Genomic DNA, 14,661 nt, shown 5'->3' with positions numbered 1-14,661 from the left:
GTTGTCAAGCCACGTGGTGACAATAATTCACTCCCCTACCTCTTACTATTCTGCACCAATTTCTTTATTTCAATTTCTACTAACTCTTTAACAAGTACAGGTAGATTTTTATTAAGCCAAGCTTTAAGTTCTGGTTTTAACATCTTGGTGACTAATTCTTCAAGTGCATTTTTAGATGAGATATTATTATCCAGATTTTTATCTTTAATAGTATCGGTAAAATTTTTAAAAATATCACCTACCGCTTCAGCAGATTTAGGTGATATTAACTTTTCTTCCTCATCTTGATTTACTATTTCTGTTAACTCTAATATATCTTCATCTTCACTATCATTTTCATAAATATGATTTTTATGCTTGTTAATTACTCCTTTAATCGATTTTAATATGTCTTCTACAGACATATCTTGTTTCTTGTTATTTTCCTTACTCACGTTAGAAACCTATAAACATTTTCTTTTTAATAGTCTTAAACTCTTCTTCAGGACTAAAATATTTTACTTTAAGTTTTAAACTTTGAGCCGTTAGCTCGCCGGTTAACAATTTCATTTGATATGCAGCAAGTACTGAATTCTTATAAGCATCCACACGAGTTATTTTTGCTTCATACAATTTTTGCTCAGCGTCTAAAACATCTAGTATAGTTTTGGAGCCGACTATTTCTTCTTGCACTGTACCATCGTATGATATTTGTGCAGCATCTACACCTTGATTAGCTGCAACAATACGAGATTTTGCTGCTTCAAATCCTTCCCACACACTTACAACACCCGCTTGTGTCTGCTTTATCGCACTATCAAGCTGAACTGCACTACTTCTTGTTTGGTTTTTAGCCGATCTGATTCTTGAATATTGAGCTCCTCCATCTGGATAAATAGGTATATTTACCGAAAGAATAGTAGTATAGCTTTTATTGTTTATATTTTGTACAGCTGGATCTTGTGGATTATAGTCAGTTCTACCTGATTGCAACTTTACGCTTACTTGCGGCAATAACTTTCCTTTCTGCACCATTTCCAAAGCTTTCGCCGAAATTACATTATGCCTTGCCGAATCAATATCAGGATTGAACTTAGCAGCTTTTCTTGTTAACTCATCCAATGAAGCAGGTAATTTATCAGGTAAATTAGGCATAGTTAGATCAGTCGCCTCTATTCCGAATACTCTAATAAAATTAGCTTTTTTGCCTTGAAAATCGGCATAGGCAGCTAATTTATTCGTTTCTGCCGCTGCAAGCCCTGCTCTTGCAGTTGCTATATCTATTGCCGTTGCTTCCCCTAATCTTAATTTCTCTTCAACAGTGTTAACTTGTTGTATGTTAGTACGAACCCTACTTTCAGAAATATCATATTTCTCTTTGCTCTCAAAACAATCAAGATAAGCAGTTATTAAATTTAATAATATTTTTTGTTCGCCAGCATAATATTCGCCTCGTGATGCTCTAAACCCTGATTGAGCAGCTTTAAGAGCCGCAACACTAGAACCACCGCTAAATAATGATTGCTCTATTGTTAATGCACCTTGATTGCTATCTGTCTGTCTTGTAGTAAGACCAAGCTTATCAGTATATTTTCTATTATATTTAGTCTTACTATTTTGTCTATTAATCTGCAATCCGGCACTAGGCATAAATCCTGAGAAAGCTTGAGGAAATTGCTCAATCGCATTCAAAAATTTAATTCTAGCAGCTTTCAGCTCCTCATTATTCTTATATCCTGCAGTTAAAGCTTCCTGCAAATCAACAGCGGTAGCCGAACCGGTTAGTAATAATGTGATAATAAATGTAGCTAATTTACGCATAAATTTTTTGAATAATTGATAATATGTTAGTTAGATTAGTTTAATCTTTCAAGAATTAACCTATATCCCAATAAAACAATATAAATCTATTGTAGCAATGTTAGCACGTAATATAACAAAAATTAATCTCAAGGGCAATGATAACTATTTTTCATTTTATTTTAAAGTTATAAAACTTTAAGATTAATTAATATTTGGTAATAAAATAATAAATTTTATGTCTATTTAATTAATTTTTCTAGTTTTAGTGGATTAAATAAAGAACAACAAGAAGAACTACAAAGACTTTTAATAAAATTAAACGGTTTTACAAAATCTTTGAAAATGAATGTAAAAGATTTAGAAGATCATTTATTTTATATTTTACAAAATTCTTTAAATGAATTATCTCACACTGAAAATATTGATGTAGAGAAAATAGAAAAATTTTTTAATAGGACAATCCAAGAATCTCTAACTACTTTATCTGCAGTACTTGAGAAAGCATATCAAGAACATTTAAAAACAAAAGATATCTTTGTATTTGACGGGATTATTGTAGAAAAATGTTTAAACGTTTTAGCACAAGTTTTAAAATTTCAGGAAGAAAGAATTAGATAAACTCTATCCGGGATCTTCTAAAACAATTATAGAATTATTAGAAAATATATTAGTCGGAGTTATATCAGCTCAAATGCAGATGCTTAGAATATTTATACAAATAAGCGATATACTTGAAAAAGTAAATAACCTCATGGATTCGGAAAAATTATTGCCAAAAATAATAAAATTGCATAATGATATAAAAGAAATAAGGTGAGATGTTAAATCTAATGACCAGATTGACAGCCTTTATGAAAACGCTAAGCAAATGGACGCAATTTTAGAAATCTCAAAAGAATCGCATCGCAAAATTATTGAATAGCACATAACAACCCTAATAACAGAGCTTCACTAGATAATGTTGCAAAAGCTACTAAAGCTATACCGACAAGCAAAGATGAAGTAGAAGAAAAAATAGCAACACTAAAAAGTAATATTGAAATTTCAATTTAACAAGATATAAATATTGACAAATTAAACTCTGTAAAGAATACTATTTCGGATAATCTAAAATGAAACTAAAACAGAATTATGAAAAGTATAAAATCCAGAAGCCTCTTTTGGTAAAAAAGTAGAATCCTTATGTAAAGCAGCAACAAAAGCTACAGAAATTGCAAGCAATATAAAAAAATAGTATGAGTAATACCTGGAAGTCAGGAACTCGGAAATGTTATAAGTCTAGCAATAAAAACTAACTCATTACCGCCTCCGGTCTTAGCAGTTGCAAAGCTAGCTCCTGATATAGCTAACTTAGTTAATATAGGTAAAGCTGCGGTTACGATGCTTTCTAAAACACAAAACTTAACTCAACAACAAGGAAGAGCAAAATAGTGTCTAATTCTAATACTCATATTTTAATTGCAATATGTTGCTTAGCATTATTATTTTTAATGTATAAGAAAATAGCAGCACGTAAAAAAACTATATTACCTGCTGAAGGAGGTAATATTGATAATTCACCAAACGTTGCCCTTAATAGTCAAAAACCAGAAAATAAAAAGCTGACATTACAAGAAAGAATAGAATTATCTTGGAAATTCCTTTACGACATTACGGAAGTTATTTTAAATAAGTTCTCTAAAGAAGATGTTATGCAAGTGAATAAATGCGGTCAAGTTTTATTTGAAAACGGCGTCCGATATGAACATGTGGTAGATCTTGCACTCCCTCAAGTGAAATCTCATACTCAAGCAGTTGAACAAGAACCATCTAAAGGTAAAAAAGCCTTAGGGGTATAACTTTTTTCTTTGAAAAATAGTATTTTATACTTCTTTTTAAAGCAGGTTTAAAATCAATACTTATATACTGATATAGCTATCTAGGAATAAACTGCGATTAAGTTAGATTATAAAAGGCAGTATTCTTAGCTAAATAGGTAAGTTTTATTTAAACTATGTCTAACATATATCTTGTTACTATATCATTTAATAAAAGTAAGCAATTCTTACTAAAGGATTATGGAAAGACTTTGCATTGACTCTGTAGTTTTATCGGCTCTTTATATCAAAACTGTAATATATTAAATAATGGAGAATTTTTTAGTCCCACAAAAAATAAACTGGTTGTTTATGCAGTAATTCCTAATAAGGATGCTTCGCATGCTTAACATTTAAGCTATCATGCATTGCAGCATTAGAGCAATTGGGCGTAATAATTAGTTATAAAATAACAGCATACTATATTAGCGAAACCATTATTGATATTGAAACAAATATTGAGAATGCAAAATTTCTCTACTTATATCCTATTTCATGGTCAAAATCTTATAAAGAGCAGCTTGTATTACGTACAGATGAGGTGAGATATCCACCTTTATATATAATCAATGATAAAGACTGATATCTCGGAGAAACAATTACTGCTTGAAAAAATGATTATGCGACGACTCGCAGATTATGGCTTTAAGCTGTACAAAATTGTGAGCACATTAAGCTAAATCAAGAATAGCTTGTGCCGCTATAAAAACCATTACCGGTTTATAACTTTGTGCAAATGTAATCTTTGCGTTTTGGGTAAACAAATCAAGCAAAAGCTGTATGTGCATAGTTATATAAAATAGGATACAAAGAGAGCACTTGCAAACGGTGCAATCATCATAACAAAATAGCAATTTATACGGCTTTATAACCGACCATAAAAAAGAAACAGGATGAGTTTTGATTTTTTATAAGTTGAGAAATATATATTATTCTAAACTAAAAGTAGGAACGCATTGCTGCATGTCTCGTTTTATGTCATGCTCACGAAAGCGGGAATCAAAAAAAAGCAAAAATATCATCCCGTGGCTTGACACACGGGATCTTGTTAGTACAAGCTGAGTCCTAAGCACGATCAAGTCGCGGTATGACATTAATGGTAACTGGATTCCTGCTTACGCAGGAATGACATCGCAACATTATGTTGTCTTAAACAATTCTAAATTTCATATATATTACAAATACTTCTCATTCTCTTCCTTAATTAATGTTATCAACTGTTCGAGCGATAATACTTCCTGCTCGGTAGTTCTGAGTCTTCTTATCGTTACTTGTTTATTTTCTTGCTCTTGTTTACCGATTACAGCAATCATAGGTATTTTTTGATTATAAAACTCACGAATCTTATAGTTAATTTTATCAGGTGAGATATTAATATCCGTTCTTACACCATTATCAATTAAAGCTTTTTGCACTTCTAAAGCGTAATCGTTTAAATCACTTGTAATTGTTGCAATAGCAACTTGTATAGGAGCAAGCCAAAGAGGAAAACACCCAGCATATTCTTCAATCAATATACCAATAAAACGCTCAAGCGAGCCTAGTATTGCCCTATGGAGCATTACCGGTCTTTTTTTCTCACCGCTTGCTGCAATATAGCTAGCATCGAGTCGCTCCGGCAAAACAAAATCCATCTGAAGTGTACCGCATTGCCACTGCCGTCCTATCGCATCGGTTAAAACAAACTCAAGCTTCGGACCGTAAAATGCACCTTCACCCGGGTTTAGCGTGTAAGTAAACCCTGCTTTTTCCACTGCTTCTTTTAAAGCATTCTCTGCCTTATCCCACGTCCCATTGCTACCGGCTCTAACCTCAGGACGATCAGAGAATTTTACACTTATATTGGTAAAACCAAAATCTTTATAAACTTCCGTCAGTAATTTACAAAAACTAACCGTTTCATCGGTAATTTGTTCCTCTGTACAAAATATATGTGCATCGTCTTGTACTAAACTCCGCACTCTCATTAAACCGTGCAACGCACCGGATGCCTCATTACGATGACATAAACCAAACTCAGACATACGTAGCGGTAAATCACGATAGCTCTTGATACCTTGTTTAAATATCTGCACGTGGCAAGGGCAATTCATAGGCTTTAAAGCAAGCGTCTTGTCATCTGTGTCTAACGCAAACATATCGTCACGAAACTTTTCCCAATGTCCTGAAGCTTCCCAAAGACTTTTATCGACTAAAACAGGTGTTTTAACCTCAGTATAACCGTTTTTACGAATCTTTTTCCTAATATACTGCTCAATGGTATTATATATACTCCAACCTTTATCATGCCAAAATACCATCCCTTGAGCTTCTTCTTGGAAGTGGAATAAATCAAGCTCTTTCCCTAGCTTTCTATGATCACGTTTCTCGGCTTCTTCAAGCATCAAGAGGTAATTATCGAGCTGCTCTTTCGTAGCCCACGCCGTACCGTATATACGCTGCAACATCTCATTACGACTATCACCTCGCCAATAAGCTCCTGCAACTTTCATCAACTTAAAATGCTTAACGAAACCTGTGGAAGGAGCATGCGGGCCTCGACATAAATCAATAAAATTACCTTGCCTGTATAAAGTAATCTGCTCACCTGCAGGAATTGAAGCAATAATTTCGGCTTTATAGTGCTCCCCTATCGATTTAAAAAACTCAATGGCTTTATCACGATTCCATAATTCTCTAGTAATTTGTTCGTTTCGCTTGACTATTTCATGCATTCTTGCTTCTATCATTGCCACATCATCTGGTGTAAATGGCTTATCCTTAGCAAAATCGTAAAAGAAACCGTTTTCAATTGCAGGACCGATAGTTACTTGAATATCAGGAAATAATTCTTTAGCAGCTTCAGCTATAATATGAGCCGCATCGTGCCTTATGATCTCAAGACATTCAGAATCTTTTGCAGTTAAAATACGAAGCTTGCAATCATTTTCAATTACGGTACTTAAATCTTTAAGCTCGCCATTTATTTCAGCAACCATTGCTGCTTTAGCCAGTGACATTGAAATTGCATTTGCTACTTCATAGGCTGTAATATCGTTTTCAAATTGTCTTACACTACCGTCGGGAAAAGAAATATTTATCATTTTTATTATAACTTATTTTTTCTAGGTTTCTATTTTAGACGTTGCCGATATGATTCTTAAACAATCCGCTGTCATCCAGTGAGTCAAACCACGGGATGACAATTTCTCGCACTGCACAATACTTTATTTACCGACCAACTGTTTTCTTTCTTGATCTATCATAACCATGGCATTCATAAATTCTAATACTCTTGCATCACTAAGGATCTGATCAATAGCTCTATCGTTAAAAGTTAGCACGGCGTCTTTACTTTTTACATCAACTACTAAAGATTCACCGTCTTTTAATTCAGAATTTTTACTAAAAGCTTCTATAGCTCTAAAACCGTATTGCTTTATTACTGAAGATTGTTTTCCTAGCTTTAAAGCAAATGCCTTAGAATCTTCTATTTTATTAAGCACAGGTATTACGGCATTATCGGTATAATGCACAAAATTATTTATAAACACATTTGGATCCGATAATTTTATTACACTTTCGAGCATCAAAGGATTATCTAAATGAGGCATATCAATATCAATAGCAAAATTAAAATCATCCATTACAAGATTAGTTTTACCGGATAATTTTTTTGCTTCAGGATCAAACTCACCTTTTAAATTAAATTCGGAATTATTTATTTTTGCAAAAACACCCATTACTTTTTCCCCGTCTTCTTGAGTAATAGGGCTAGTCAGTTTAAAATTGTTATCTAACTCAGCTCTTTTGTTTAAACCATTACTAAAGTAACTTCCTAAAACTTCAACTGCCGTTTTTTCGTATGTTTCAGAAGGTTCTACAGTATATTTAATATTTAAAGCAAAATCAAAAATTTTATCTTTGTCTATATTTAATTTATATGAATTACTTTCTACTTTTCCTTTTCTTTCAATATCGCAAAAGAATAAAAACGGTCTACCTTTTACTAATTCTCCTAACATCTGCATAAAAATAACAGAATGCATATTTTCCTCTTGCTTTTGATTTAGCAAAAAGTTTTGAATTAATAATTTCCCAAGAGCTACTAACTCATCACTATATTTTAGTTTTAATTTGGAATTATAAGCAATAGGTAAATTCAATATATCTAACTTTGTCAAACCATACTCAAAGGAAGCAGTATCAGAGTCATTAGCTATCTTATCTCCAAAAAATTCAAAAATTTTATCATATAAACTTCTTCTGTAATTTTCAGAAATAAAAGAAACAGTATTTTTTCTATCCAAAATTAACAAATTCAGGTTATCCGATGTTTTAGTATTAGTAATTATAGAATTGCTAATATCACTTTCTGCTAATTTTTCTGCATCTAAAGAACTATAAAGAGTTGATTTATTATCACTCAAGCTTAATTTCCAATAACCAGGTTCTCTATTAAATAAAGATTTTCTAAACCAAATTGTCGTATGATGATCAGGTGAGTAAAAAATATTTTTTTCATCTTGAGCGGTGGTAATTTTCACATTATTACCGTAAGAATCAATTTTTGTAATATTTAAAAATGGTATATGCCTAATAACTATTTCATCAAAATAAAAATCTATAGGTCTTAACATCACCTTATTTAAAGTAACGCTAAATCTATATTTATTAACTTTTATTGAATCATAGGCTATATATTCCCCGTATTCATCAAGAATAGAGATAATATTCTCTTTACTTTGATGTTCAAATTTATAGGCAGCATATCCCCATCCCACTAAGATTAGAGATATAAAACTTATTATAATAAATCGTATTTTCATATTTTTTACTGTAAAAAACTATTAAAAATCAAGAATTCTCTTATGTCATTCCCGCGTTGATAATTAAACCACAATGGCCACCCCGTGGCTTGCTAACTAGGTCCATAAAAACAATAAAATACTAATAATTTTAGTATTTTTAACTGGATCCCGGGGTCAAGCCATGGTATGACAGCGGTAAAATTGACCCACACGGGCAAAGCCTGCTCGCAATAACGATGAAAACGAACCATACAACAAAACCGGTATGACATCGAAGTGTTTTTCAAATCCGAAATATCATATACCGCTTAAAAAATATATTTATTTTTCTTTTAAACGATCCGCTATTAGCTGATATGATTCAAAAGCTTTATTCGGCTTGTTTTCAAGCAATTCAAACCCTAATTTTTCATTACTGTGAATATGCCATAATCTACAATTATCCGGACTAATTTCATCAGTTAACATAATGATAGATTCTTCACCATTCAACACACGCCCAAATTCTAATTTACACTCAACAAGCCGAATCCCGACGCCCATAAATAAGCCACTTAGAAAAGCATATATACGCAAAGCCTGCTCTTTTACTGCTTTAATTTCATCAAGAGTTAACCAGCTGAAATTCAATATTTGATACTCATTAACTATCGGATATTTAAATTCACGGCTTCGGACCTTAAAATCGATTATAGGTTTATCAAACACATACCCTTCGTCCATTCCAAATTCTTTTACAAATCTACCACACGCTACTGATGATATTATTACTTGTACCGGAAAAACCTCAACATATTGAATTAATTGCTCCCTCATATTTATTTTTTCGATAAAATGATTTTCAATGCCAATCATTTCCAGTTTATCCATTAGAAAGGAAGAAATATTATTATTAAGTACCCCCTTGCCTGAGACCTCAATAATTTCACCACTTTCTAAGATACCATTATCAGAAAATGCCATTATAAGTAAAAAATCTTCTTCGGCAGAATATAAAATTTTACTTGAACCTTTGTAAATTTGTGTTTTCATTTGTTATTTTCTCAAAATTCATTGTCCTCGTCATCGCCTGCGTGGATACATATGTCATTCCTGCTTTTGCAGGAATGACATTAAACCTCTCTCAAACCATTCGGACCAATAATTGCCGACGTAGTAGTACCGCTAAATATTTTATTTGCAGTATTAATAATGTCATCGGTTTTTATATTTGTAATAATTTCCATAATCTCCTCAGGAGAAATATATTTACCGAAAACAGAATAATTTTTACCTATTTCTTCTGACTTATAAGCATTTTTCTCTTGAGCCATTTGTAAATTACTACGAAGTTGTGTTTTAGCTCTAATAATCTCTTCTGCACTTACTGTTTCAGTCATTTTTATTATTTCGTTTTTAATCTCTCGATATAATAATTCTAATTTATCATGTGCAGTAGACGCATAAATTGTAAACACTCCACTATCAAAGTAAGCACTATTATAACTACCTACTGCATATGCTAACCCCAATTTCTCACGAATAGTTTGAAATAAACGCGATGACATACCGCCGCCGAATATTATAGAAAGTAGATGGGTTTGGTACAGCTTTTCTAAATTAATATATGATGTACCTTCAAACCCTAGCACTAAACTAGTTTGTTCTAACTCCTTATGAATAAAGCCATTTCCACCTATATATTTTGCCGGAATAAAGCTACTTTTTACTCCTTGCTTCAAAGAAGAAAATAACTGTTCCGCTATAATTACTATTTTATCATGATCAATATTACCGGCAATCGATAAATAAAGATTTTCAGCATTATAATGTTTACCTATAAAGGTCAAAAAATGCTCTTGCGTAAAAGCTGCAATGGTTTTAGTAGTACCTAAGATCAACTTACCTAACGGTTGATCTCTATAAACTTTATTATAAAACTTTTCATATACTAGGTCATCTGGATTATCCTGATGATGAGCAATTTCCTGCATTATCACCTGATATTCCTTAGCTATTTCTTCGTCAGCAAAAATAGAATTTTGAATTATATCGGCAAGTATGTTAACTGCTTTATCACAATTTTCAGACAAGACTCGTACATAATATACCGTATTCTCATGACCGGTATAGGCATTAAAATGTCCGCCTATAGAGTCAAACTCTTCTGCTATCTGTTTTGCCGTTCTAGTTTTTGTACCTTTAAAAGCCATATGCTCAAGAAAGTGAGAGATACCTTCCTCTTCTGCATTCTCATAACGTGCTCCAACTTTAGCAATTAAATTTATTGCTACCGAATTAACATAAGGCATATTATAGGTTAAAATTGTTAAACCGTTTTTTAATTTACTAACGTTAAAATTTTCTTTCATAAGTTACTTTTATTTTCTAAATCATCATTGTGAGTAGACATTATTACGTGGATCGGTTTTCCGTCATTGGTAGAAGAATTATGTAGTAATTCGACGAAGCAATCTAGTAAAAAATTCTGTAAGTCAAAATTTTTTTAATTATTGTTCTGGATTGCCGCGTCGCTTTACTCCTTCCAATGACGACTTGGTATCCATGCAATCATACCTATAGTCGCTCGCAATGACGTTGTTTGATTTAAGCGATGACTCTCTTAACTTTGCAAGCCTTAGAAATCTTGCAAAAGCAAAAATTATTGAATCTACAAAACCGTCAAAACCAAATACAAAATAGCGTCTGATAAAAAACGCTTTAAAAAACCACCATATCATTTCAGTTGTTAAACGAAAATTTGAAAGCTTTTTTCCTTGCTTAACTAAATCTTTTGCTTGCTCGCTAGAATAAAAATGTGCTTTAGTTACCAACTGCTCAATTGAAGTACCAGAATAATGATAAGCAGCTTTATTTAATAGATAAATTTTACCTGCAAAATCAACATCTTTGTTAAATACCACCGAATCATGAGTAGTACTATTTACGGTATTTGCAAAGCTTGCAAATTTTTTATTATACAACCGAGTACATTTATTAAATGGAGCAAGCATTCGTGGCTTTTGGTCATTACGATGCATTATTAACAGCTTTATTTGATAAGCCAAATAACAATCTTGATTATGAGAGGCAAAAATATACTCTATTTCGTCTTGTAACTCTTTAGACAACTCCTCATCAGCATCAATATTAAGCACCCAATCATTTACGCAAAGGCTTTCGGCAAAAGATTTCTGCCCTACATAGCCAAGCCACGGCTTTACTATTACCTTTGCTCCTAATTTTTGAGCTATATTAACTGTATCATCAGTACTTTCATTATCGACTACTATCACCTCATCAGTAATATTTTTTACGCTGTTTATAGCTCGTGCTATCCTTGCTGCTTCATTTTTGGTAATAATAAATGCTGAGATTTTTTCCATATATCTATACTTTAAATGACATCGAACACTTTTCACAAACCATACAACAAGACCTCTTTTAGCTAGGCATGACATTATGATGCTTGTAATAACAATAATTTTACCCTATCATCCTAAACACCAACTTAATTATATAAGTTAAAAGTAGCGTGGATAATAATCCGCTAAGCCATAGGATAATAAACCATTGCCACCCTTGTAGACAAGAAGTTATTTTTTTAAATTTTTTAGAAATGTTCACAGAGCCTAATATATCGGATGATGAGATGATTTACCACGGAATATATAATAACAATAGAAAGTATAGCTAAGTATGACAGGTAGGAATATCCCCGCCCCTAACAACAGTAAAGACTGTGATTCCGGTGCTGCTGCTGCGGTTTCGAGCGTAACTTTATAAGGAACGATATATGGCCATATACTTATTGCAAGCCCTAAATATCCTAATAAAAATAACAAGATCGTATAAACAAACGGTTTTACTTCTTTTTTTTGTTTAACGGCTTTAATTAACTTGATAAATATTAAAGCCGTTACAATAGGTACAATCGATAAATAGTAAATATTAGGTACACTAAACCAACGATAATTTATGTGGTTATTTAGGAAAGGAACACATAAACTTACAAGCCCCATAAAAAGTGCAACGTAAACTAAAATATATAAAGCAGATTTATAAGCCCAATCTTGTGTTTTCTTTTCTGTTTTCAAAATAAGCCAAGTAGCACCCAAGAGTGCATAACCGAATATTAATGCTATCCCCGTCATAACAGAAAATGGAGTAAGAAAATCAAAACTCCCTCCTGCAAATGCTCGTCCTTCTATCTTTATTCCTTGGACAAACGTACCAAGCATTAAGCCTTGACAAAAAACAGCAAGCATAGAACCAAAATGAAAAGCATAATCCCAAATATAACGATGACCTATATTAGCCTTAAAACGGAATTCAAACGCTACACCACGAAATATTAGACCAAGTAACATTAATATAATAGGAATATATAAAGCCGGCATTAATAGTGAATATGCCATCGGGAAAGCTGCAAATAAACCACCGCCGCCAAGTACTAACCAAGTTTCGTTACCGTCCCAAAAAGGAGCAATAGAATTGATCATTTTATGACGGCAATCATCTGTAGGTGCAAACGGAAATAAGATTCCTACTCCTAAATCAAAACCGTCTAATAAAACATATAAACAAATAGCGGTAGCTATAAGACCACCCAAAACAAGCGGTAAATCTATATAAGGTGCAAAGTTTAACATAAATTGCCTACATTGTAATACCGCGACTTGATCACGGTATCTTGTGAATTACATTTTTGATAGATACCGCGATCAAGTCGCGGTATGATATAAATCACAACTGATTATACATACCTCCGTACGTTTCTTTATTATCTATCACTTCTATACCTTGCTTTATTAAATGCATTATATAATATATACCCGCTCCGAAAATAATCACATACACCACTACGAAAGCCATTAGAGAAATAAACACATATTCGCCGAGTACCGGTGATACCGCATCCACAGTTTTTAAAATATTATATACTATATAAGGTTGTCTACCTACCTCGGTTACAAACCAACCAGCAAGTACTGCAATAAAACCTGAAGGCGACATTAATATATACCAATATTGAAACCAATGCGTAGTATATAATCTTTTTTTCAAGTAAAGATACAACCCCGCAATACCTGTAAATACCATTAAGAAACCGATGCCTATCATAACACGGAAACTAAAAAATACCACTGTAACCGGCGGACGATCTTCTTTTGTCCATTCTTTTAATCCTTTCACTTCACCGTCTAAGTTATGCGTTAAAATTAAACTACTAGCATAAGGTATTTCTACAGCATATTTTGTTTTTTCTTCTGCCATGTCAGGAAAACCGATAAGATTAAAAGCTGCTCCTTTTTCCGTATTCCAAATCCCTTCCATAGCTGAAACTTTAACCGGCTGATATTTAAGAGTATTTAAACCATGCAAATCACCGATAAATATTTGAATAGGTGCAACGATTAACGCCATTAAAACCGACATAAAAAGCATAATTTTAGCATGCTCTTTATAACGATTATTTAGTAAATAAAAGCTAGCTACGCCACCGATAATAAAAGAAGTAGTTAAATAAGCCGCCGTAATCATATGGAAAAAGCGATATGGAAAAGAAGGGTTAAAGATAATTTCTAGCCAATTCAAAGGGAAAAAAAAACCATCGCCTCGCAGTTCAAAACCAGCCGGCGTATGCATCCAACTACTAGCTGCAAGTATCCAAAAAGCTGAGATTAAAGTACCAACAGCAACTATTAACGTAGAAATAAAATGTACTTTTTTACTAACTTTATTAAAACCGAATAACATTATACCTAAAAAAGAAGATTCGAGGAAAAAGGCAGTAAATACTTCAAAACCGAGAAGTGGACCGAGGACATTTCCAACCTTATCTGAAAAATTCGACCAGTTAGTACCAAATTGATAAGACATTACAACGCCCGAAACTACTCCCATACCAAAAGTAACGGCAAAAATCTTCACCCAAAATTTGTATATTTCTTGATAAACAAGCTTTTTTGTTTTTAACCATAACCCTTCAAGTACCGCTAAAAAGCTTGCAAGCCCTATAGTAAAAGCAGGAAATATTATATGAAAACTTATGGTAAAAGCAAACTGAATCCTCGATAATAATACTTGATCAAATTCCATATTTAAGCTGCTGTTTTAAGATTCAACGTCATTGCGAGAAAAAATTGAAAATTTTGACAAAGCAATCTCAGGAGTTTCTTATTATTCATGAGATTGCCATGCAGCCTACAGCTGCTCGCAATGACGATTTGGTATCACACGGGCAACGCCCG

The 14,661-nt window shown here is 32.8% G+C and carries 10 protein-coding genes and 1 pseudogene; 2 read left to right on the top strand and 9 right to left on the bottom strand.

Translation table 11 applies throughout. The features are described 5' to 3' along the window. Window positions 1-35 precede the first annotated feature (35 nt). Together A1C_RS01505 and A1C_RS01500 are read right to left on the bottom strand one after the other, a co-directional pair. Window positions 36-434 (bottom strand): DUF2497 domain-containing protein, encoded by a 399-nt coding sequence (locus A1C_RS01505; protein WP_012149280.1) that lies wholly within the window; start codon window positions 432-434, stop codon window positions 36-38. 1 nt (window position 435) lies between these two features. After that, on the bottom strand, window positions 436-1,800 hold the full coding sequence (locus tag A1C_RS01500) for a TolC family protein (RefSeq protein WP_012149279.1): 1,365 nt from the start codon (window positions 1,798-1,800) through the stop codon (window positions 436-438). Between the two features lie 228 nt (window positions 1,801-2,028). Between A1C_RS01500 and A1C_RS09205 the strand changes: the two are divergent. Together A1C_RS09205 and A1C_RS01490 are read left to right on the top strand one after the other, a co-directional pair. Beyond that, a pseudogene (locus A1C_RS09205) lies at window positions 2,029-3,213 on the top strand (hypothetical protein). After that, window positions 3,213-3,620 carry a DUF2660 domain-containing protein gene (locus tag A1C_RS01490; protein ID WP_012149276.1) on the top strand — a complete coding sequence of 136 codons (408 nt, stop codon included), beginning with the start codon at window positions 3,213-3,215 and terminating at the stop codon, window positions 3,618-3,620. The pseudogene A1C_RS09205 and the gene A1C_RS01490 overlap by 1 nt, the downstream one beginning before the upstream one ends. A 1,193-nt stretch (window positions 3,621-4,813) precedes the next feature. On the opposite strand, the gene thrS is transcribed toward A1C_RS01490, so the two are convergent. From thrS to A1C_RS01445, 7 genes are all read right to left on the bottom strand, one after another. After that, window positions 4,814-6,721 carry a threonine--tRNA ligase gene (gene thrS, locus A1C_RS01475; protein WP_012149273.1) on the bottom strand — a complete coding sequence of 636 codons (1,908 nt, stop codon included), beginning with the start codon at window positions 6,719-6,721 and terminating at the stop codon, window positions 4,814-4,816. A gap of 123 nt (window positions 6,722-6,844) precedes the next feature. Continuing rightward, window positions 6,845-8,446 carry a hypothetical protein gene (locus tag A1C_RS01470; RefSeq protein WP_012149272.1) on the bottom strand — a complete coding sequence of 534 codons (1,602 nt, stop codon included), beginning with the start codon at window positions 8,444-8,446 and terminating at the stop codon, window positions 6,845-6,847. A 303-nt stretch (window positions 8,447-8,749) separates the two neighbouring features. Continuing rightward, complete coding sequence (locus tag A1C_RS01465; RefSeq protein ID WP_012149271.1) at window positions 8,750-9,460, bottom strand: phosphoribosylaminoimidazolesuccinocarboxamide synthase; 711 nt, start codon at window positions 9,458-9,460, stop codon at window positions 8,750-8,752. Window positions 9,461-9,540: 80 nt separating this feature from the next. Beyond that, window positions 9,541-10,779, bottom strand: coding sequence for a M16 family metallopeptidase (locus A1C_RS01460; protein ID WP_012149270.1), 1,239 nt, complete (start codon window positions 10,777-10,779; stop codon window positions 9,541-9,543). A 138-nt stretch (window positions 10,780-10,917) separates the two neighbouring features. Continuing rightward, entirely contained in the window at window positions 10,918-11,793 is an 876-nt protein-coding gene (locus A1C_RS01455) for a glycosyltransferase family 2 protein (RefSeq protein WP_012149269.1), read from the bottom strand. Between the two features lie 246 nt (window positions 11,794-12,039). Then, window positions 12,040-13,059 (bottom strand): cytochrome d ubiquinol oxidase subunit II, encoded by a 1,020-nt coding sequence (gene cydB / locus A1C_RS01450; protein WP_012149268.1) that lies wholly within the window; start codon window positions 13,057-13,059, stop codon window positions 12,040-12,042. Between the two features lie 94 nt (window positions 13,060-13,153). Beyond that, entirely contained in the window at window positions 13,154-14,509 is a 1,356-nt protein-coding gene (locus A1C_RS01445) for a cytochrome ubiquinol oxidase subunit I (RefSeq protein WP_012149267.1), read from the bottom strand. Window positions 14,510-14,661: the final 152 nt, after the last annotated feature.

The sequence above is a fragment of the Rickettsia akari str. Hartford genome, assembly GCF_000018205.1.
GTDB lineage: Bacteria > Pseudomonadota > Alphaproteobacteria > Rickettsiales > Rickettsiaceae > Rickettsia > Rickettsia akari.
Note: the sequence above shows the minus strand (reverse complement) of the source record. Positions and strands in the feature narration are given on the sequence as shown.